General features: G+C 68.8%; 20 protein-coding genes and 1 pseudogene. 9 read left to right on the forward strand and 12 right to left on the reverse strand.

The window, feature by feature from the left end; all coding sequences use genetic code 11:
• Positions 1–69 precede the first annotated feature (69 nt).
• Together UN84_RS13075 and rpe are read right to left on the reverse strand one after the other, a co-directional pair.
• Positions 70–366 carry a GIY-YIG nuclease family protein gene (locus UN84_RS13075; protein ID WP_082090805.1) on the reverse strand — a complete coding sequence of 99 codons (297 nt, stop codon included), beginning with the start codon at positions 364–366 and terminating at the stop codon, positions 70–72.
• A 2-nt stretch (positions 367–368) separates the two neighbouring features.
• Positions 369–1067 carry a ribulose-phosphate 3-epimerase gene (gene rpe / locus UN84_RS13080; protein ID WP_016853796.1) on the reverse strand — a complete coding sequence of 233 codons (699 nt, stop codon included), beginning with the start codon at positions 1065–1067 and terminating at the stop codon, positions 369–371.
• Positions 1068–1253: 186 nt separating this feature from the next.
• Here rpe and ggt point away from each other — a divergent pair, with 186 nt between their 5' ends.
• From ggt to UN84_RS13095, 3 genes and pseudogenes are all read left to right on the forward strand, one after another.
• On the forward strand, positions 1254–3029 hold the full coding sequence (gene ggt, locus UN84_RS13085) for a gamma-glutamyltransferase (RefSeq protein WP_173835012.1): 1776 nt from the start codon (positions 1254–1256) through the stop codon (positions 3027–3029).
• 361 nt (positions 3030–3390) lie between these two features.
• Positions 3391–4105: pseudogene (locus UN84_RS13090) on the forward strand (integrase core domain-containing protein); the annotation flags it as partial.
• A gap of 40 nt (positions 4106–4145) precedes the next feature.
• Positions 4146–4736 (forward strand): YajG family lipoprotein, encoded by a 591-nt coding sequence (locus tag UN84_RS13095; RefSeq protein ID WP_046078965.1) that lies wholly within the window; start codon positions 4146–4148, stop codon positions 4734–4736.
• A 71-nt stretch (positions 4737–4807) separates the two neighbouring features.
• On the opposite strand, the gene UN84_RS13100 is transcribed toward UN84_RS13095, so the two are convergent.
• On the reverse strand, positions 4808–5449 hold the full coding sequence (locus UN84_RS13100) for a thiopurine S-methyltransferase (protein WP_107181584.1): 642 nt from the start codon (positions 5447–5449) through the stop codon (positions 4808–4810).
• A gap of 9 nt (positions 5450–5458) precedes the next feature.
• Positions 5459–6100 (reverse strand): TIGR04211 family SH3 domain-containing protein, encoded by a 642-nt coding sequence (locus UN84_RS13105; protein ID WP_035598875.1) that lies wholly within the window; start codon positions 6098–6100, stop codon positions 5459–5461.
• A gap of 395 nt (positions 6101–6495) precedes the next feature.
• Here UN84_RS13105 and miaB point away from each other — a divergent pair, with 395 nt between their 5' ends.
• From miaB to lnt, 5 genes are all read left to right on the forward strand, one after another.
• Entirely contained in the window at positions 6496–7839 is a 1344-nt protein-coding gene (gene miaB, locus UN84_RS13110; protein WP_046078961.1) for a tRNA (N6-isopentenyl adenosine(37)-C2)-methylthiotransferase MiaB, read from the forward strand.
• Positions 7840–8089: 250 nt separating this feature from the next.
• The gene (locus UN84_RS13115) at positions 8090–9178 is read left to right on the forward strand and encodes a PhoH family protein (RefSeq protein ID WP_046078960.1); all 1089 of its coding nucleotides are present in this window, start codon (positions 8090–8092) and stop codon (positions 9176–9178) included.
• Positions 9175–9687: an rRNA maturation RNase YbeY gene (gene ybeY / locus UN84_RS13120; protein WP_046078959.1), complete on the forward strand. Its 513-nt coding sequence runs from the start codon at positions 9175–9177 to the stop codon at positions 9685–9687. The genes UN84_RS13115 and ybeY overlap by 4 nt, the downstream gene beginning before the upstream one ends.
• Entirely contained in the window at positions 9684–10553 is an 870-nt protein-coding gene (locus UN84_RS13125) for an HlyC/CorC family transporter (protein WP_035598886.1), read from the forward strand. The genes ybeY and UN84_RS13125 overlap by 4 nt, the downstream gene beginning before the upstream one ends.
• Before the next feature lie 51 nt (positions 10554–10604).
• The gene (gene lnt / locus UN84_RS13130; RefSeq protein ID WP_046078958.1) at positions 10605–12062 is read left to right on the forward strand and encodes an apolipoprotein N-acyltransferase; all 1458 of its coding nucleotides are present in this window, start codon (positions 10605–10607) and stop codon (positions 12060–12062) included.
• A 162-nt stretch (positions 12063–12224) separates the two neighbouring features.
• Here lnt and phaC read toward each other — a convergent pair whose 3' ends face one another.
• From phaC to prmB, 5 genes are all read right to left on the reverse strand, one after another.
• Positions 12225–14054, reverse strand: a complete 1830-nt coding sequence (phaC, locus tag UN84_RS13135) for a class I poly(R)-hydroxyalkanoic acid synthase (RefSeq protein ID WP_046078957.1) — start codon at positions 14052–14054, stop codon at positions 12225–12227.
• 86 nt (positions 14055–14140) lie between these two features.
• A complete protein-coding gene (locus UN84_RS13140) occupies positions 14141–14644 on the reverse strand; it encodes a phasin family protein (protein ID WP_046078956.1) in 504 nt (167 codons plus the stop codon).
• A gap of 132 nt (positions 14645–14776) precedes the next feature.
• Entirely contained in the window at positions 14777–15175 is a 399-nt protein-coding gene (locus UN84_RS13145) for a DUF6489 family protein (protein WP_046078955.1), read from the reverse strand.
• 55 nt (positions 15176–15230) lie between these two features.
• Positions 15231–16316: a chorismate synthase gene (gene aroC, locus UN84_RS13150; RefSeq protein WP_173835013.1), complete on the reverse strand. Its 1086-nt coding sequence runs from the start codon at positions 16314–16316 to the stop codon at positions 15231–15233.
• A gap of 19 nt (positions 16317–16335) precedes the next feature.
• A complete protein-coding gene (prmB, locus tag UN84_RS13155) occupies positions 16336–17292 on the reverse strand; it encodes a 50S ribosomal protein L3 N(5)-glutamine methyltransferase (RefSeq protein ID WP_046078952.1) in 957 nt (318 codons plus the stop codon).
• Between the two features lie 190 nt (positions 17293–17482).
• Between prmB and UN84_RS13160 the strand changes: the two genes are divergently transcribed.
• Positions 17483–18058 (forward strand): Smr/MutS family protein, encoded by a 576-nt coding sequence (locus UN84_RS13160; RefSeq protein ID WP_046078951.1) that lies wholly within the window; start codon positions 17483–17485, stop codon positions 18056–18058.
• Positions 18059–18062: 4 nt separating this feature from the next.
• Here UN84_RS13160 and UN84_RS13165 read toward each other — a convergent pair whose 3' ends face one another.
• From UN84_RS13165 to UN84_RS13175, 3 genes are read right to left on the reverse strand one after another with little or no spacing between them, the layout of a single operon-like run.
• Positions 18063–19115 (reverse strand): patatin-like phospholipase family protein, encoded by a 1053-nt coding sequence (locus UN84_RS13165; RefSeq protein ID WP_046078950.1) that lies wholly within the window; start codon positions 19113–19115, stop codon positions 18063–18065.
• Between the two features lie 13 nt (positions 19116–19128).
• On the reverse strand, positions 19129–19989 hold the full coding sequence (locus tag UN84_RS13170) for an alpha/beta fold hydrolase (protein ID WP_046078949.1): 861 nt from the start codon (positions 19987–19989) through the stop codon (positions 19129–19131).
• Entirely contained in the window at positions 19986–20801 is an 816-nt protein-coding gene (locus tag UN84_RS13175) for an alpha/beta fold hydrolase (protein ID WP_046078948.1), read from the reverse strand. Before UN84_RS13175 ends, UN84_RS13170 begins: the two co-directional genes overlap by 4 nt.
• Between the last annotated feature and the right edge of the window lie 154 nt (positions 20802–20955).

Here is a 20955-nt window from a genome sequence, read left to right on the forward strand (position 1 = left end):
GGCTCTCCCTGTCGTGTTCGTGCCATGTCGGATGTCGCGCCGGCGCCCGGCCGGCACTATCGACACAGCCTAGGGGAAGGATTCCCCGCTTGCCTGAATGGCTCGCCGCTCGGCCAGCCAGCGGCGCTTGGCCGCGGCGGTGAGGCGCTTCATCGCCGCCTCGCGACGCAGCGCCTCGCCGTGTTCACCGATACATTCGTGATATACCAGATGCAACGGGCCCTTGCCACGCAGCGCCTTGGCGCCCCGCCCGGCGCGATGCTCGCCGAGGCGCCGCGTCACATCGGTGGTGATGCCGGTGTAGAGGGCCCCAGCGGCCGTCTCGATCACATAGAGATGCCAGCGAGGAGCGGCCTCGTCCGTCACGCTCAGGCCTCGGCCAGGGCGCGGCGGAAGTCGGCGATGACGCCGTCGTAGCGGTTCGGGTCGGCCTCGTTGCGGGCCTTGAACACCGCCGAGCCGGCGACGAAGGTATCGGCCCCGGCGCGGGCGATCTCGGCGATGTTGTCGACCTTGACCCCGCCGTCGATCTCCAGGCGGATCGGGCGCCCCGAGGCATCGATACGCCGGCGCGCCTCGCGCAGCTTGTCGAGGGTGCCGGGAATGAACGACTGCCCGCCGAAGCCCGGGTTGACGCTCATCAGCAGCACCATGTCGACCTTGTCCATCACGTAGTCGAGATACGACAGCGGCGTGGCCGGGTTGAATACCAGGCCGGCCTTGCAGCCGCCGTCACGGATCAGCTGCAGCGAGCGGTCGATGTGCTCGGAGGCCTCGGGATGGAAGGTGATGTAGCTGGCGCCGGCATCGATGAAGTCGCCGATCAGCCGATCCACCGGCTTGACCATCAGGTGGGCATCGATGGGGGCGGTCACGCCGTGCTTGCGCAGCGCCTCGCAGACCATCGGGCCGATGGTCAGGTTGGGCACGTAGTGATTGTCCATGACGTCGAAGTGCACGATGTCGGCGCCGGAGGCGAGGACGTCGTCGACCTCCGCACCGAGGCGGGCGAAGTCGGCGGAGAGAATCGAGGGGGCTATCTGGAAGTCGGTCGTCGAATCGCTCATGGAAAGAGGGTCCTGTCGGGTCACGGTCATGTGGACGGCATTCTAACAGCATCCCGCGCCCGCGCCTGCCGCTTCTCCCCTTGCCGCCTCAGCTTGTACATCCTCTTCTTACACCCTGTTCTTGCACCCCGGCCGCGGGCCTTCGATAGTGAAGGTTCCCCTTGCCCTCGAGACACGGAGACGTCCATGCGAATCCCCGCCCTGCCCCGTCGATCCCTGCCCTGCACCGCTTTGCCCCATCGATTTCTGCCCCGGGTCCTCGGCACCGGCGTGCTGGCCGCTGCGTTGCTGGCCCCACAGCTCGCCGTCGCCCAGTCCGCCATCCTCGAGGGCGAGCGCTTCCACCCCGAGGTCGGCGAGCGCGGCATGGTGGCGACCAGCCACTTCCTGGCCTCCGAGGTCGCCCATGACGTCTTGGCCGAGGGCGGCAACGCCGTGGACGCCGCCGTTACCGCCGGCTTCGCCCTGGCGGTCACCCAGCCGCGCTCGGGCAACATCGGCGGCGGCGGCTTCATGCTGATCTCCGACGAGGACAGCGACGAGGTGATCGCCATCGACTACCGCGAGACCGCCCCGGCCGCCGCCACCGAGACCATGTTCCAGGACGAGGACGGCAATGCCGTCGCCGAATGGTCGCGCTTCACTCATCGCGCCGCCGGCGTGCCGGGCACCGTGGCCGGCCTGGCGCTGGCGCTCAAGGAATACGGCACCCTGAGCCTGGCCGAGGCGCTGGCCCCGGCGATCCGCCTGGCCGAGGACGGTTTCACGGTGCCCCAGCGCTTTGTCGACGGCGTGGCCGAGGCCGGCGAGCGGCTGACGAAGTGGGAGGCCACCGAAGCGATGTTCTACAAGGCAGACGGCAGCGCCTATGTAGTGGGCGAGACCTTCCGCCAGCCGGACCTGGCGGCGACGCTCAAGCGCATCGCCGAGCAGGGCGCGCGGGAATTCTACGAGGGCGAGACCGCCGAGCTGATCGTCGCCGAGATGCAGCGCCACGACGGCCTGATCACCCGCGAGGACCTGGCCGGCTACCAGCCAGAGATCCGCGAGCCCAGCCACGGCAGCTACCGCGGCTACGACGTCTACGCCATGAGCCCGCCCTCCTCCGGCGGCGTCCATATCGTGCAGATGCTCAATATCCTCGAGGCCTACGACATCGGCACCATGGGCTTCGGCGCCGCCGACACCATGCATGTGATGGCGGAAGCCATGAAGCGCGCCTACGCCGACCGGGCCGAGTACCTGGGCGACACCGACTTCGTCGACGTACCGCTCGAGGGCCTGACTTCCGAAAGCTACGCCGACGAGCTGCGTGCCCAGATCGCCATCGACCGCGCCACGCCCAGCGACGAGATCGCCGCCGGCGACCCGGCGCCCTATGAGTCCAACGAGACCACCCACTTCTCGATCGCCGACGACGACGGCCTGGCCGTTTCGAACACCTACACCATCAACTTCAGCTACGGCTCGGGCATCGCCGTGGACGGCGCGGGCTTCCTGCTCAACAACGAGATGGACGACTTCTCCGCCAAGCCCGGCGTGCCCAACGCCTACGGCCTGATCGGCGGCGAGGCCAACAGGATCGAGCCCGGCAAGCGCATGCTGTCGTCGATGACCCCGACCATCGTCAGGCGCGACGGCGAGAACTTCCTGATCACCGGCAGCCCCGGCGGCTCGCGGATCATCACCACCACCCTGCAGGTGCTGATGAACGTCATCGACCACGGCATGAACGTTCAGTCGGCGGTGAGCGCCCCGCGCCTGCACCACCAGTGGCTGCCCGACGAGCTGCGCGTCGAGGCCGGTTTCAGCCCCGACACCCTGTCGCTGCTCGAGGCCCGCGGCCACACCATCAGCCAGCAGTCGGCCATGGGCGCCGCCCAGTCGATCGTGATCGACGACGGCCGCTTCTACGGCGGCGCCGACCCGCGCCGTTCCACCTCCTCGGCGATGGGGCTCTGAGAAAGGCGATGACGGCCGTAAAGTGGCAGGCCACACCGGGGAAAAATTACGCGAGGGCGCTGTAAACCCTTCCATGGGCGCTACTTTTGCCCTGCGGCGCTCTCACATCCTGCTTCGCTTGCAGGACCGGTGCTGGCCATCCCTGGGCCAGCCCGTTCGGCGAGAATCGCCTCACCCATGGCAAAAACCCCTCGCTCCAACTTTCCCCGGTGTTTCCAATCCCGCTGCGGAAAGCCTCATGCGTCGGCGCCGGCAAGAGAAGTCGCTATATGTAGGGTCCCGGATGATCAAATGAGCTATAGGAGTTATCCTCTGCTGGCAGCCAGAGAGCTTCTAAAGCAATTCATTCGGGAGCAGGTTCATGGACATCAAGCTGCATAAGCAGGCCACCACGACACCGAAGATCCGTGCTGAAATCCAGGCGGCACCGTCCAGCATCACGGATAGCGAGCTGGCCCGCCAGTATGGTGTCTCCCACGCGACCATCCGCCGCTGGCGGTACCGCAACGATGTCCATGACCGACCGCACACGCGTCACAACCTACTCGCCACCCTCTCGTCTGAGCAGGAGGAGGTGCTGATCGCCGCTCGTGAATTCCTGCGCCTCGGTCTGGATGATCTGCTCGTCGTGGCACGTGAGTTCCTGAACCCTCGACTGTCCCGCTCAGGCCTANTCACGATGGCTGCCGCTCACCAGATTGTTCCGAAGGTACTACGGCAAGTCGTTCACCGATCGCTTCACACGGGCAGGTGAGCGCAAGCCCAGCGGCCGCCACCCCTTCGACCAGGAGTGCCAGGCCCATGATATCGAACATCGCCTGATCAAGCCGGGAAGGCCACAGACGAACGGTATGGTGGAGCGGTTCAACGGCCGCATCAGTGACGTGCTGGCGACCCGGCGCTATACCTCAGGCGAGGATCTGGAGCAGACGCTCAAACGCTACGCTTGGCTGTACAATCACCACATCCCTCAGAAGGCGCTGCATCATCAATCACCGATTGCAGCGATGAAGGAATGGCAGGCCAAGCGGCCGGAGTTATTCACCAAGCGGGTAGTCAATCACACGGGACCCGACAGCTATACTCGGGCCTTTGCGATCGACAAGGAGACCGCCCATGACGACTCGACGCCTTCTCGGCCTCGGCCTGGTACTGCTGGCCACCAGCTGGCTCGCCGGCTGCGCCGGTCCCCACTATCTGACGCCGGACCCCAAGCGCAGCGTCCAGGTGCCGGCCGCCGGGCAGGGCCAGGAGGTCAGCGTGACCGCCCGGGACACCCGCCAGGACGCGGTGATCGGCACCCGCTCCGGCAGCGCCGGCTCCACGGCGGTGGTGATCGTCGATCCGGGCGAGCTGACGCCGCGCCTGCAGGCCGAGGCCGAGCGCGCGGTGCGCGACATGGGCTTCCGGCCGGTCGGCGACACCGCACCGGGCCGGCCGAGCCTGACGCTGACCCTGAAGCGGCTCGACTACGGCCGCGGCGACGCCCCGCCGATGGTCGGCAGCGTGCGCCTGACGGCGGTGCTGGAGGCCAGGGCCGAGAACGACGGCACCACCTACACCGGCAGCTACACCGCGCGTCGCACCCAGCAATACGCGGTGAAGCCGGATCGCGAGGCCAACCAGGCGATGATCGAGGAGCTGCTCTCCGACGCCCTGGACCGCGCCTTCCGCGACCCGGAGCTGGCCGGCCTGCTGGCGCGCTGATCACGCCGCACTCGCCAAAACACAGGCCCGCCGGCGCGACGCCGACGGGCCTGTGTGGGTGAACGGCGCGATCAGCCGCCCTGGGGACCGCGACGCGTCAGCGACCAGACGCTCTCGCGGAAGCCGCTGCCCGGCTCGGGCTCGCCCTCTTCCAGGTGCACCACCTCGAAGTTGGCCGCAAACAGCTCGCGAATCTCGTCGGCGTCGACGCTGAAGGGCGGACCGCCCTCGTCGCCGGGGGCGCGGGTCAGGCCGATCAGCAGCCCCTGGCTGCCGGGGGGCAGCAGCTGGGCCAGGTGGAAGGCGTAGCGCTGGCGGGTCGCCTCGGGCAGCGCGATCAGCGCCGCCCGGTCATAGAAGGCGCCCAGCTCGGCGGCGGCCTCGATGTGGAAGTGGAAGAAGTCGCCGCGCCACAGCTCCACGTTGCCCTGGCGGCTGATGTCGAAGCCGTCGCCCCGATAACGGGAGACCTCCCCCTCGCCCTCCGCCAGAAACTGCTCGATGGCCTCGTCGGCCAGCTCGATGCCCAGCACCGGATAGCCTTCGCCGGCCAGCCAGCGCATGTCCAGGCTCTTGCCGCACAGCGGCACCAACACCTTGGTGCCGGGTGCCACGCTCAGCGTCGGCCAGTAACGCACCAGGGCCGGATGCGCCTCGTGGCGATGGAAGCCGATGCGTCCCTCGCGCCAGCGCGCGAGCCATTCGTTGTCCATGGCCGGGCCTCAGAACCAGCGGTCGCGCTTGCGGCGACGACGCGGCAGGTGCGGCACGATCAGGCCCACCAGCAGCCCGGCACCGGCCACCCCGCCGCCGTACATGAAGTAGCGCATCAGCAGGTCTTCCTCTTGGGTATCCAGGCGTGCCTGAAGCTCGCGCACCCGTGCGCCGGCCTCCTCGCTCTCCGAGGCGAGCGCCTGATTGCGCCGCTCGAGTTCGGCGATGCGCTGCTCACGCACGTCGAGGGTCTCGGTGACCGAGGCCATGCGGCTCTCCCAGGTCTCGTTGATGCCGGAGAGCTCCTCGGACAGTTCTTCCACCCGCGCCTCCAGTTCGGGCAGCCGGACCTTGGCGCTGGGCTCGCCCTGCAGGTCGCTCGAGGGCACCCAGACCACGTCGCCGCTCTGGCTGCGCACGCGGCTGTAGTCGCCCTGGGTCTCGAGCAGCTCGACCGGGTCGCCGGCGGTCAGGGTACCGACGATGCGATAGCCGTCGGTGGGGCCGCTGCGCACGAAGGTGGTGAGGTCGCCGGACACCCAGCGTGCATCGGCGTTCTGAGCGTCGTCCTGCTGGGCCTGCACCGGCAGGGCCAGGGCCCCGAGCAGTGCGCCCAGCGTCATCAGTGTCTTGTATCGTTGCATCGTCATGCGTCGTCCTGGCTGTCCAAGGCTCTGTGTCCGCCGCTCGCGGCGATGGCGGTCGTGACCGGACCATCCCTGCCCGGTCCGCCGAGATGAGAGTGCGTCTCCGGATCATCCACAGCATCTGTGGACAAGTGCCGGGAAAACCGCTGGAAACCCGCGGCCAGGCGGCATGGCTGCCGATACGGCAACGTTTCGGTCATTTCCTGACCACCTCGCCGGCGCCTCCGAAGCCGCCAAGGGTACCACAGGCCCGCGCGCCGGGCGTTCCGGCACTCTGGCCCCGTCCCGACTGGGCGCGTATAATCTCCGCTCTCAATCGGACGGCCCTGCCGGCCGCCTCTCCTGCGAACGAATATCCACCGGTGCAACGTCGGGCCCAGGCGCCACGACCTATTCTTATGGCGAAGAAACTCTTCATCAAGACGCATGGCTGCCAGATGAACGAGTACGATTCCGCACGCATGGCGGATCTGCTCGGCGAATCCCACCAGCTGGAGCTCACCGACGACGAGCGTGATGCCGACGTCATCCTGCTCAACACCTGCTCGATCCGCGAGAAGGCCCAGGAGAAGGTCTTCCACCAGCTCGGCCGCTGGAAGAAGCTCAAGGACGCCAACCCGGATCTGGTCATCGGCGTGGGCGGCTGCGTCGCCAGCCAGGAAGGCGAAGCGCTGCGCAAGCGCGCGCCCCAGGTCGACATGGTCTTCGGCCCCCAGACCCTGCACCGGGTGCCGTCGATGCTCGACGCCCGCCAGGACAACCAGATCTCGGTGGTCGACGTGACCTTCCCCGAGGTGGAGAAGTTCGACCACCTGCCCAAGCCGAACTCCGATGGCGCCACCGCCTTCGTCTCGGTGATGGAAGGCTGCTCCAAGTACTGCACCTTCTGCGTGGTGCCCTACACCCGCGGCGAAGAGGTCTCGCGGCCCTTCGAGGCGGTGATGGACGAGGTCATCCACCTGGCCGACCAGGGCGTGCGCGAGATCAACCTGCTGGGCCAGAACGTCAACGCCTACCGCGGCGAGAACCAGCTCGGCGAGGAGATCGACCTGGCCGAACTGATCGCCTGCGTGGCGGCGGTGGAAGGCATCGACCGCATTCGCTTCACCACCTCGCATCCGGTGGAGTTCTCCGACAGCCTGATCGAGGCCTACGGCGAGATCCCGGAGCTGGTCAGCCACCTGCACCTGCCGGTGCAGGCCGGCTCCGACCGCATCCTGGCGGCCATGAAGCGCGGTCACACCGTCGAGGAGTATGTGGACAAGATGGAGCGCATCCGTGCGCTGCGTCCGGACATCAGCTTCTCCTCGGACTTCATCATCGGCTTCCCCGGCGAGACCGAGGAGGACTTCGCGAACACCATGGACCTGATCGGTCGCATCGGCTTCGACGTGTCCTTCAGCTTCGTCTACTCGGCCCGTCCCGGCACCCCGGCGGCCGGCCTCGAGGACGACACACCGGAAGCGGTCAAGAAGCAGCGTCTGGCGATCCTGCAGGAGCGCATCAACCAGCAGGCCATGCAGATCAGCCGCCGCATGGTGGGCACCACCCAGCGCGTGCTGGTTACCGGCTTCTCGCCGAAGGACCCGGGCCAGCTGTCCGGCCGCACCGAGAACAACCGGGTGGTCAACTTCCGCGCGCCGAACCCCACCGAGCTGATCGGCTACTTCGTCGACGTGGAAATCACTGAGGCGCTGCCCAACTCGCTGCGCGGCGACCTGGCCTCGCCGGAGCGTTTCTGAAGCGGTTAGAGACAACCTGTTCATCCCGCACTCGGGGCTGATCCGGCGACAGGTCTACGAGGAGGCGCTGTGAACCCATCCCTGGGCGCTACCGACGCCATCCCTGGCGTAGGACCTCCTCTGCGACCTGTCCCCGGCGCCCCTCGCCGGGGACAACCCACTTCGGCTTCCAGCCAACCCAACATTGCCCCAGTAAGCGCCGGGGCAGTAAGCTGACCCCGACATCCATCAACTCACGGACTTGCCCGTCTTGAGCCAGCCAGCAGCCTCCGCGGCCAACCGCGTCATCACCCTGAATCTCGAGCCCAACGATCCCCAGCGCCTGGCCAACCTCTGCGGTCAGCAGGACGAGCACCTCAAGCTGATCGAGGAACGCCTCGGCGTCACCCTGCGCAACCGGGGCAACGTCTTCCAGCTGGCCGGCCCCGGCCCCCGGGTCAAGGCCGCCTCCAACGTCGTCGAGCACCTCTATCGCGAGACCGAGGCCGGCGAGCTGACCCCGGACACCGTGCACCTCTTCCTGCAGGAATCCGGCCTCGAGGCCCTGGAGGAGGAAGAAGGCGGCAGCGGCGAGGCCGAAGTCCTGCTGCGCACGCCCAAGGCGCTGATCAAGCCCCGCGGGCTCAACCAGCAGAGCTATGTCTCGAGCATCCGCGACCACGACATCAACTTCGGCATCGGCCCGGCCGGCACCGGCAAGACCTACCTGGCCGTCGCCGCCGCAGTGGAAGCGCTGAACCAGCAGCAGGTGCGCCGCATCCTGCTGGTGCGTCCGGCGGTCGAGGCCGGCGAGAAGCTCGGCTTCCTGCCCGGCGACCTGGCACAGAAGATCGACCCCTACCTGCGCCCGCTCTACGACGCCCTGTACGAGATGATCGGCTTCGAGCAGGTCGCCAAGCTGATCGAGCGCCAGGTGATCGAGATCGCCCCGCTGGCCTACATGCGCGGGCGCACCCTGAACAACGCCTTCATCATCCTCGACGAGAGCCAGAACACCACCCGCGAGCAGATGAAGATGTTCCTGACCCGCATCGGCTTCGGCTCCACCGCGGTGATCACCGGCGACATCACCCAGGTCGACCTGCCCCGCGGCCAGGCCTCCGGGCTGATCCAGGTGCTCGACGTGCTCGACGGCACCCCGGGCATCGGCGTGACCCACTTCGCCGCCAAGGACGTGGTCCGCCACCCGCTGGTACAGCGCATCATCGAGGCCTACGACCAGTTCGAAGCCGAGGAAGAGGCCCAGGCCCGCGCCAAGCGCGAGGCCCGCGAGCAGGAACGCGAAGCCATCCGCCTGGAGCGCCTCGAGCGACAGAACGGCCGCGAGGACGAGGAATGAGCCTGGCCGAGGTCGACCGCCAGCAGGCCATCGACGCCGAGGGCCTGCCCAGTCAGGCCGAGCTCGAGGCCTGGGTGGGCGCCGTGCTGGCCCGCCTGCCCGACGAGACCCGTCAAGAACTGACGGTGCGCTTCGTCGACGCCGACGAGAGCCAGGCGCTCAACCGCGACTACCGCGGCAAGGACAAGCCCACCAACGTGCTGTCCTTCCCCTTCGAGTGCCCGCCGGGCGTGCCGCTGCCGCTGCTCGGCGATCTGGTGATCTGCCACCCGGTGGTGACCGACGAGGCCCGCGATCAGGACAAGGCGCTCGGCGATCACTACGCTCATATGGTGGTTCACGGCACCCTGCACCTGATGGGCTACGACCATATCGAGGACGACGAGGCCGAGGTCATGGAAGCGCTGGAGCGGGACATCCTCGCCGGCCTCGGCATCGGCGACCCCTACCGGGCCTCGGGCCCGCCGCATCGCGATTCCGACCCCGATGACGAGAGAGCCGACGCATGAGCGAAGACCGATCGACCGGCCAGGGCAACAAGTCCTGGTTCGACAAGTTGTTCAGCGCCCTGTCCAGCGACAGCGACGAACCGAGCTCGCGGGACGAGCTGCTGGCCTTTCTGCGCCAGGCGGCGACCCGGCTCAAGCTCGAGCAGGACGCCATGATGATCATCGAGGGCGCCCTGAACATCAGCGATCAACAGGTCCGCGAAGTGCTGATCCCGCGCTCGCAGATCACCGCCATCGGCCTCGACCAGCCCCTCGAGGAATACCTGCCGGTGATCCTCGAGACCGGCCACTCCCGCTATCCGGTGGTCGGCGAGAACCTCGACGAGGTGAAGGGCATCCTGCTGGTCAAGGACCTGCTGCCGCTGCTGCGCCAGGGCCAGGATAACGGCCATCCCTTCCAGCTCGAGGAGGTGCTGCGCCCGGCCATGTTCGTGCCGGAGTCCAAGCGCCTGAACAGCCTGCTCAAGGAATTCCGCGATACCCACAACCACATGGCTGTGGTGGTGGACGAGTATGGCGGCACCGCCGGCATCATCACCATCGAGGACATCCTCGAGGAGATCGTCGGCGACATCGAGGACGAGCACGACACCGACGAGGAAGAGGACATCCGCGCGCTCGGCGAGTCACGCTTCGCGATACGCGCCCTGACCCCCATCGAGGACTTCAACGAGCGCTTCGGCACGCGCTTCTCCGACGAGGAATTCGACACCCTCGGCGGCCTGGTCATGCAGCGTTTCGGCCACCTCCCCGGCCGCGGCGAGCACACCGAGATCGGTGGCTGGCGCTTCACGGTGCTCAACGCCGACAACCGACGCATCCGCCTGCTCGAGGCCGAGCCGGCCTCGGCGTCCGGCGAGGACTGATCCCGCCTCTCACCCTCTTTACCTCTGGCCATCTTCACCAAGGACGGTGCCATGACGCCCTCTCGCCTTCATCGGTTCCTCGGGCCCCTGGCGGCGATCGCCGCCGGCGTGCTCACCACCCTGTCCGCCGCCCCGTTTCAGCTCTGGTGGCTGGCCCCGGTGGCGGCCGGCCTGCTCTACGCCGGGCTGCCATCGCTCAATGCCCGTCAGGCCGCCTGGCGCGGCTGGTGCTACGGGCTCGGCCTGTTCGGCGCCGGTGCCTCCTGGGTCTATGTCTCGATCCACGACTACGGCTACACGGGGGTGCCGCTGGCGCTGGCGCTGACCGTGCTGTTCGTCGCCGCCCTGTCGCTGTTCTTCGCCGTCACCCTGGGCCTCTACCGGCGCCTGTGCGGGCCGCGGCTGTCGGTGCTGACCTTCGCCGGCGCCTGGGTGCTCGGCGAGGCGCTGCGCACCTGGCTGTTCACCGGCTTCCCGTGGCTGCTGCTGGGCAGCGGCCAGGTGGATTCCCCGCTGGCCCCCTGGGCGCCGGTCGGCGGCGTCTATCTGCTGTCGCTGATCGTGGCCCTCACCGGCGCGCTCGGCGTGTCGCTGCTGCGCCGGCGCTGGTGGGCCACCCTGCCGCTGGCCGTGCTGTGGCTCACGCCGCTGGCGCTGCCTGCCCAGTGGACGACGCCCGCCGGCGATCCGCTGCGCGTCGCCCTCCTGCAGGGCAACCTGCCCCAGCTGATCAAGTGGACGCCGGAGGGCCGGCGCCAGGCCGCTAACACCTATCTGTCGCTGACCGCCGAGCTGGACGAGGCCCCGGACCTGGTGATCTGGCCCGAGGCGGCGCTGCCGATGTTCGCCGACCAGGCCCGGCCGATCCTCGAGCGCGCCCAGACCCTGCTGCCGCCGGAGAGCACGCTGCTCACCGGCATTTTGACCCGCGAGGACGGCCGCTACTACAACGGCGTGCTCGACGTCGCCGACGGCGAGCGCTATCTCAAGCGCCATCTGGTGCCGTTCGGCGAGTACCTGCCGCTGGAAAGCCTGCTGCGCGGCGCCATCGCCTTCTTCGACCTGCCGATGCCGGCCATGACCCCCGGGCCGGCCCGGCAGGCACCGCTGGTGGCGGCCGGCACCCGCATCGGCAATGCCATCTGCTACGAGATCATCTACGCCGATCTGGTCGCCGAACAGGCCAGGCGCTCGAACGTGATCCTCACGGTCTCCAACGACACCTGGTTCGGCGCCTCCATCGGTCCGCTGCAGCACCTGCAGATGGCTCGCCTGCGGGCGCTGGAGAACGGCCGGCCGGTGATCCGCGCGACCAGCAACGGCGTCACCGCGCTGATCGATGCCCAGGGCCGCGTGACCGAGCGGGCACCGCAGTTCGAGGTCGCCACGCTCACCGGCGAGGTCACGCCGATGGCCGGCCTGACACCTTTCTCGCATATCGGCAGCTGGCCGATCTGGCTGCTCGGCGCGCTGCTGGTGCTGCCGGGGCTGCGACGCCGGAAGTCGTAAGCTGGAAGCTGGAAGCTGGAACGCAGCGTAAAAAGAACCGCCCCCAGGCAAGGTACCTGGGGGCGGTTTTCTTCCAGCTTCCAGGCGCGAAGCGCCGCTCTTAACTCTTCTGGCGTCAGGCGAAGCCCGGTGCTTCCCGCCGCGAAGCGGCGCTCTTCCCACTCAGGCCTGGTGCTCGCCCAGCACCTCGGGAATGGTCATCTTCACGTAGCGCCCGGGCGCCGGCTCGAGGATATCCAGCTCGCCGTCGCCGGGCTGGCGGGCCGGCACCATCTTCTCGGCGTCGGCGTAGCCGTTGTCGGTCATCCAGGCCTGCCAGTGCGGCCACCAGGAGCCCTCGTGGGCCTTGGCCCCTTCCAGCCACTCCTCCGGGGTCGGAGGGAGCTCGTCGTTGGTCCAGAAGCCGTACTTGTTCTTGTGCGGCGGGTTGACGATGCCGGCGATATGGCCGGACCCGCCCAGCACGAACGTGACCGGCCCCTTGGGCAGCAGCGCCCCGTGGTAGGTGCTGTTCCACTTGGCGATGTGGTCGTCGCGGGTGGAAACGAAGTAGCTCGGCACCGAGATCTTGCGCAGGTCGATCTTCACGCCATCGAGCTCGATGCCGCCGGGCTCGACCAGGCGGTTCTCGACGTAGAGGTGGCGCAGATACCAGCCGTGGGTCGCCGCCGGCAGGTTGGTGCCGTCGGTGTTCCAGTACAGCAGGTCGAAGGGGGCCGGAACGTCGCCCTTGAGGTAGTTGTTGATGTAGAAGGACCAGAAGAGGTCGTTCTCGCGCAGCAGGTTGAAGGAGTAGGCCATGATCCGGCCGTCCAGGTAACCGTCCCGCTCGAGCTTGGCCTCGATGCCGCTGAGCACCGGCTCGGCGAGGAAGACGCCGATCTCGCCGGGATCGCGAAAGTCCCACAGGCTGGTCATGTAGGTCGCCGACTTGACCTTGCGCCCGCGTCGGGTGCTGGTCAGGTAGGCCACCGTGGAGCCCGCCAGGGTGCCGCCGACGCAGTAGCTCAGCAGGTTGACCGACTTCTCGCCGGTGGCCTGCTCGATCGCCTCCATGGCGCTGATCGGGCCCAGCTGCATGTAGTCGGCCCAGGTCAGGTCGCCCTGCTCGGGGCCGGGGTTGCGCCAGGAGATCAGGAACACGGTGTGCCCCTGGTCCACCAGCCACTTGACCAGCGAGTTGTCCTGGCGCAGGTCGAGGATGTAGTACTTGTTGATCCAGGGCGGCACGATCAACAGCGGCGTCTTGTAGACCTGCTCGGTGCTCGGCGCATACTGGATCAGCTGGATCAGCTCGTTCTCGTACACCACCGAGCCGGGCGTCACGGCGATGTTCTCCCCCACCGCGAAGGCGCTGCGGTCGGTCATGGTGACGTTGAGCCCCTCGGCGGAGTTCAGCAGGTCCTGGCGCAGCCGGGCCAGCCCCTCGACCAGGTTCTCGCCGCGGGTCTCGAGGGTGCGACGCATCACCTCGGGATTGGTGGTGACGAAGTTGGTCGGCGCCATGGCGTTGACCAGCTGGCGCGCGTAGAAGGCCAGGTTGCGCTTCTGCTCGGCGGAGAGCCCGTCGAGCCGCTCGATCAGCTCCTCGACCCAGCGCGAGAACAGCAGGTACTGCTGCATGATGGCGAGATAGTGAGGATCGGTGGTCCAGGCCTCGTCCTGGAAGCGGCGGTCGCCCCTGGCAGGCATCACCAGCGGCTCCACCGCCTCGCCGGCCAGGGCGCGCATGCCGTTCTGCCACAGCTGGAACTGATCCTGCACCAGGCGTGACTGGGTCTCCCACAGCAGGGTCGGGTCCTGCATCAGCGACTCCGCCCCGGCCTGGAAGGCCTCGCGCATGTGCCCATAGACGGACTGGGCCGCATCGTCCGGCACCATCCGCGGAATCAGGTCCTCCAGGAGGGCCTGGTACTCCTCGCCGATCGCCTGGAACTGGGCTTGCCAGGCCTGCATGTCGGCCTGCGAGAATGCTTCACTCCCTGACTGCATTGACACCTCCTGTCGCGCTGCCATGAACGCAGGACCACCGCCCCTGGTACCACGAGGCGGTGGCCATCACATGCCGGGTCGAACGGTCAGCTGGCGCTGCCGCCGCTGCGCTTGCGCGTCGCCTGGCTGGTGGACTTGGCCGGCGCCGGCTTCTCGGCGGCTTCGGACTTTTCCGCCGTCGGCTTGGCGGCAGCGGCCGGCTTGGCGGCAGCGGCCGGCTTGGCTGCCTCGGCCGCCTGGCCGGCCTGCTCGGCAAAGGCCTGGCCGGATTCGGTGTAGAGCTGCTCGAGCTCGGCCTTGAACTGCAGGCTCATCTCGCCGAGCGTGCGGGCGTCCTCCAGCATCTGCTGAGAGAGCGCGTTCATCATCTCGGCCTGGCGGGTGCCGAAGTCGCGCAGGCTTTCGGCATCGGTGACCTCGGTGGCGTCGCGAAGGCGCTCGGTCCCCATCTGGCTGTAGCGCTTGAGAGACTCCATCTGATACTCGCTGACGCGCTCCATGTTCTGGAGCATCAGGGAATTCAGCTTGCGCATGGGCTCGAAGAACTGGCGAGTCTGTTCGTTGAAGGCATCGAACGTCTTGTCCTGCATGGTCACTCCTCCCGAAGGAATACTGACGAAAGCCGTGCTGCACTGCACAAAGACTAGTCTCGCACGCCTGTCGTTGCAAGCGCATGACAGGCGTCAAGCCCCGCAGGAAAAACGCGCGAGCCACGCGCGTGATCAGCCCTCGCGCTTGCTCCGGGAGCGGGCGCTGGCCGCCGAGGCGCCACCGCCCGAGCCGCCCTCGGCACCACCGCTCGTGTTACCTCCGGCGCTGCCGCCCTCCTCGCCGCCACGGTTTCCCGCGGCGGCCTTGCTGAGCATGTCGAGCATCATCTGCTGGTAGCTGCCGAAACTGGCCAGCCCCTGTGACAACCCCTGCTGGAAGCCGGGCTGCTGGAACATCGACTGCTGCAGGAAGGGCTGCATCAGGCTCATCGGGTCGTAGCCCTCGACGCCGGATTCCATCTGCTTCTGGATGCGCGCCAGCAGGTCCTGCTGGAAGGCCTCCACGTCGGGCAGGCCCAGGGCGCGGCGAAACTCGTCCGGGGTCAGGTCGAACTCGACGTTGATCTTCATATGACCGCCTTGTCGAAGATGGGTGGCTGTGCCGATCAGTGTAGCAGTCGCGGCCTCAGGACAGCCGCGGCGTGCTCACGCTGACGTCGGCGTTCTGGCCGCGATGGCGCAGCAGATGATCCAGCAGGGTCAGGGCCATCATCGCCTCGGCGATCGGCGTGGCGCGAATGCCCACGCAGGGATCGTGGCGCCCCTTGGTGACCACTTCCACCGGATTGCCCTCCAGGTCGATGGACTGCCCCGGCGTGGTGATGCTGGAGGTCGGCTTGAGCGCCAGATGCACAACGATCGCCTGGCCGCTGGAGATGCCGCCCAGCACGCCGCCGGCGTGGTTGGAGAGAAAGCCCTCCGGGGTCATCTCGTCGCGATGCTCGCTGCCGCGGCTAGCCACCGAGACGAAGCCGTCGCCGATCTCCACGCCCTTGACCGCGTTGATGCTCATCAGCCCGTGGGCCAGCTCGGCGTCCAGTCGGTCGAACACCGGCTCGCCGAGCCCCGGCGGCACGCCTTCGGCGACCACCGAGACCTTGGCGCCCACCGAGTCCTGATCGCGGCGCAGCTGGTCCATGTAGGCCTCGAGCTCCGGCACCCGGTCCGGATCGGGGCAGAAGAAGGGATTCTGCTCGACGGCGTCCCACTGCTTGAAGTCGATGGCGATGGGGCCGAGCTGGCTCATGTAGCCGCGGATGGTGATGCCCTGGCTCGCCAGGTATTTCTTGGCGATGGCCCCGGCCGCCACGCGCATGGCGGTCTCGCGGGCGCTGGAGCGTCCACCGCCGCGATAGTCGCGGATGCCGTACTTGTGCTGGTAGGTGTAGTCGGCGTGGGCCGGGCGGAACTGGTCCTTGATCTTCGAGTAGTCCTTGGAGCGCTGGTCGGTGTTCTCGATCAGCAGGCCGATCGAGGTGCCGGTGGTCACGCCCTCGAAGACGCCGGACAGGATGCGCACCCGGTCAGCTTCCTGGCGCTGGGTGGTGTGACGCGACGAGCCGGGGCGGCGACGGTCGAGATCGCGCTGCAGATCCTCCTCGGTCAGCCGCAGGCCCGGCGGGCAGCCGTCGACGATGGCGCCGAGCGCCGGGCCGTGGCTCTCGCCGAAGGTGGTGACGGTGAACAACTTGCCGAAGGTATTGCCGGACATGGGCGTGCCTCTTGACTGCTCAGCTGAAGGACGCCGCATGGGCGTCGAGTTCCGCGGCGGTGAGGGCGAACACGCCCTGGCCGCCGCGCTCGAATTCCAGCCACAGGAAGGGCACCTCGGGGAAGGCGGCCTCCAGGTGGCGATCGGAGTTGCCGACCTCGACGATCAGCACGCCGTCGTCGGTCAGGTGGTCGCGGGCCTCGCGCAGGATGCGCCGCACGATATCCAGGCCGTCGTCGCCGGCGCCCAGCGCCAGGCCCGGCTCGTGACCGAACTCAGCGGGCATGGTGGCCAGGTCGCGCTCGTCCACGTAGGGCGGGTTGGAGACGATCAGGTCGTAGCGCTCGCCCTCGAGACCGGCGAACAGATCCGACTCGACGGCGCGCACCCGGTCGGCGACGTCATGGCGGGCGATGTTCTGCCGCGCCACGGTCAGCGCCTCGGAGCTTATGTCGGCCAGGTCGACCTCGCAGGTCGGCAGGTACAGGGCGGTGGCCAGGCCGATGCAGCCCGAGCCGGTGCACAGGTCGAGCACCCGGGCCGGTGGCTCCATCGGGAACCAGGCGCCGAAGCCGTGCTCGATCAGCTCGGCGATGGGCGAGCGCGGGATCAGCACCCGCTCGTCGACGCTGAACGGCAGGCCGGCGAAGAAGGCCTCGCCGAGCAGGTAAGGCAGCGGGCGACGGCTGGTGATGCGCTCGCGCACCAGGGCCACGATGCGCGCACGCTCCATGGGCAGCAGCCGCGCCTCCTGCACGCCGGGGTCGACGTTCCACGGTAGGTGCAGGGCGCCGAGCGTCAGCGCCACGGCCTCGTCCCAGGCGGAGTCGGTGCCGTGCCCGTAGTGCAGGCCGGCCAGGTGAAACTCGCTGGCGGTCCAGCGCAGGCAGTCCCTGAGTGTGATCAGCCCCTCGACGAGGGCCTCATCGGTGAGCGTCAGGGTCGAAGCGGACGAGGAAGCGGAAGGTTCGGCCACGAGACATCCTGTGGTTGACGGTGGGGAAATCGGCAAGGCCCTGATTGTACCCGCGGCGGCGGTTCACAGCCACGTCAGGGCCGGTATACTCGGATGGCTCGAGAGGCGCCTGCCCGGCAGGGCATCGCCTCGGACCGTGTCTCCGTCACCTCTTCCACCGCCATCGCCAGCCGACCTCCGAGAGAGCCCCATGAGCCGACGCCGCCACCGCCCCGACGACGACGAGATCAGCGCCTTCCGCCAGGCCCTGAGCGACGCCGGCGTGCGTCCGCTGAGCAGCAACCGTGCCGACCCGGGTCGCCCGCGACGCGCCGACGAGGCCGCCCGGGCGCGGCGCGAGGCCGCCACCTCGGCCGGCGAGGACGCCGCCAGCGGTCGCACCTCCGACGGCCGGGTGGAGGCGGTGCGCCCCTCGGAGTATCTGGATTTCTTCCTGCCGGACATGCCCTATCGCGACCGCCAGCAGCTCAAGCGCGGCCAGCTCGCCTGGGAGGCGGGACTCGACCTTCACGGCTACACCCTGGAAGAGGCCCGCGCCGAGCTGGAAACCTTCCTCGCCGATGCCGCCGCCAACCGCGCCCGCTGCGTGCTGGTGGTACATGGCAAGGCCTGGACCGGCCAGGCCGATTACCCGGTGATCAAGAGCCACGTCAACGCCTGGCTGCGCGAATGGCCCAGCGTGCTGGCCTTCTGCTCGGCCACCGAGGCCGACGGCGGCACCGGCGCCGTCTACGTGATGCTGCGCCGTCAGCGCGACGGACGCTGAGGCGCTACGCCTCCTCGCCGGAACCCTCGGCGGAGACCGGCCGCGCTTCCACCACCTCCGGTCCGGACACCCGCCCGAGCCCCTGCTCGCGGCGGTCCAGCGCCTCACGGGCCAGATGCCGCCCTAGCGCGATCAGCGCCTCGGCGCGATGGAATTCGTAGGCGCCGCAGACCGTCTTCGGCACCTCGATCAGCACGTCCGGCGGATAGCCCGCCACCTTGTACTTGGCCAACGCCGCCTGGGCGATGTCGAAGGAGGCCAAGATCATGTCCAGCCGCCCCCAGGCGCGGCGCCCCGGCTCTGACTCCGCGGCCTCGGCGGGCTCGCCCTCGCTGCCGTTGCCGAACAGCCGCCGGGTGGCCCCGCGCACGCCTTCCATCCAGCCGCCGAAGTCGACCGCGCCCTTGTCCCGCGCCACTTCGCGAGCCTGTTCCTCGGCCGCCTCGTCGGGCGGCAGCAGAGCCTCCAGGGTGACCGGCTGGGAACTCTGGGCGGTGACGTTGACCGCCATCACCAGGTCGGCGCGGGTGGACACGGTCGGCATGATCGGCAGCGGATTGAGCAGCCCGCCGTCGACCAGCACCTGGTCACCGCGATGGACCGGGGTGATCACCCCGGGCACGGCGATGGAGGCGCGGATCGCCTCGAGCAGCGGGCCGTGCTGGAACCATACCTCGCGCTGACGGATCAGGTCGGTGGCCACCGTGGTCACCGGGATCGACAGGTCCTCCAGGCGGATATCGCCGATCAGCTCGTCGAGCTTGTTCATCACCTTGCTGGCCTTCATGGCCCCCATCGGGCTCCAGGTGACGTCCACCAGCCGCAGCACGTCGAAGTAGTCGAGCCGGCACACCCACTCCTTGTAACGGTCGAGCTGCCCGGCCGCGTAGACGCCGGCCACCAGCGCGCCCATGGAGCACCCCGACAGCGCCACCACCTCGTAGCCGCGCGCCTCCAGCTCCTCGATCACGCCGATATGGGCATAGCCCCGGGCGCCGCCACTGCCCAGCGTCAGCGAGACGCGCCGCCCCTGTCCGGTCTCCTGCCTCGCCTTCATCGCTCGCCTCCCGTCACGCCTGGCCGGCCACGATCGCCTCGGCCACCGCCGCCACCCGGCCCGGCTCCAGGTGCAGGTGATGCCCGCCCGGCAGCACGCGCCGCTGCAGGTCGACCACCGCGGCGCGGGCCCGCTGCGCCCGTTCCCGCTCGCCGAGGATCCCCGTCTCCCCCTCCACGCAAAGCACCGGGCAGCGGATCGCCGCCAGCATGGCCATGGCCTGCTCGGGCGTGAAGCGCACCGGCGACGCCCGCAGCAGGCGCGGGTCGGTGCGCAGGCGCAGATGGCCATCGCCCTCCTCGGCCAGGTTGCGCCTCACCAGCGGGCGGACGGTCTCGGCGTCGATCGGGGTGACGCCGCCGGCCACCCGGGCCGCCACGGCACTCTCTTCATCAGGATAGCGTGGCGCCCGCGACATCGGCCGCCGATGGGCCCGCAGCCCCTTGCGCAGTTGCCCCGGTGCATCCGAGGCTTCGGTGGTCAGCACCCCAAGCCCGTCAATCAGGCGCAGCGCCGCCACGCGCTCCGGCATGGCGGCGGCCAGCAGGCAGGCCACGCCAGCGCCCATGGAGTGGCCGAGCAGCGTGGTCCGCTCGAGGTTCAGGGCCTCCATGACATCGAGCACATCGTGGCAGTAGTCCCAAAGCGCCACGTCGGCCGCGCCCGGCTGCGGCGACGAATAGCCGTGGCCGGCGAAGTCCAGCGCCACCAGGCGAATGCCCAGGCGCTCGACCAGCAGCGGGCCAAGCCGCGAGAAGCTGGCGGCGTTGTCGAGCCAGCCGTGCAGCGCCAGCCAGGTCGGCGCCGACGCGTCTCCCCAGGCCAGGGCGGCGAGGCGGCCGTCGGCCAGCCGCAGCGCTTCCGGCGCCGTCATGGCGAGGCCTCCAGCATCTCGTCGACCATCGTCGTCAAGGCACGCCGGGTGGCGTCGGGATGCTCCATGGGGAACATGTGGCCACCCGGCACCTCGGCCAGACGCACGCCGCGCCGCTTCAGCCGTCGGCAGCGGTGCGGCGTCAGCAGGTCTGACTCGCCGCCGGCCAGCACGCCCACCGGGACCTGCAGCGTGTCCGGCAGCTCGTCCAGGTGGTCGGGCAGATGGCGGAACACCGCCACCTCGATGTCGGGGTCGAACAGCAGCACCACACGGCCGTCATCCAGGGTGCGGGTACCGCCCTCCACGTAGTCGTCGAGGGCCTGGTCGGTGAAGCGCCGGAACAGCCGACGGCGCCGCAGGTAGTCGCGCATCGCCTGGGGGCTCGACCAGCTGTCGCGTCGGCCGACGGTGCGGCCCGCGGGCGTGAAACGGTCGGTCAGCCCCAGACGCTTGACCGCCTTCATCGCCAGGGCATCGAACCCCAGCATCAGCGGCGGGTCGAGCATCACCACGCAGCGGAAGCGCTCCGGCGCCTGCTCCGCAGCCATGGCCATCAGCACGCCGCCCATGGAATGGCCGACGCCGATCACCGGGACATCGAATTCGGCCAGGTGCTCGAGCAGTTCGTCGCGCAGGGCCAGCCAGTTGTGGCCAACGGGGAAGTCGGGGTGGTGGCCGAGCCGGTCCAGGGGATGGATGTCGAAGCGCTCGGCCAGCGGCGCCAGCAGGCTGCGGTAGCTCTGGCCCGGGAAGCCGTTGGCATGGGCGAAGACCAGCGGCTGGGGGGCATCGGGGGCGTGTCGGCGCATGGCATCATCCGTGTCGAGGCGCGAGTGGCCATGGCAGGCTAACGAGAATACCATGGGCCGCCAAGTCGTCTTTTGGCCACCCTGCCCAACGGAGCCCCGCGTGAATCCCCACAAGCCGTCCCGCGATACCCGCCTGCGCAACCGCCTGTTCTTC

It is taken from the genome of Halomonas sp. HG01 (assembly GCF_000968715.2).
Classification (GTDB): Bacteria; Pseudomonadota; Gammaproteobacteria; order Pseudomonadales; family Halomonadaceae; genus Halomonas; species Halomonas halophila.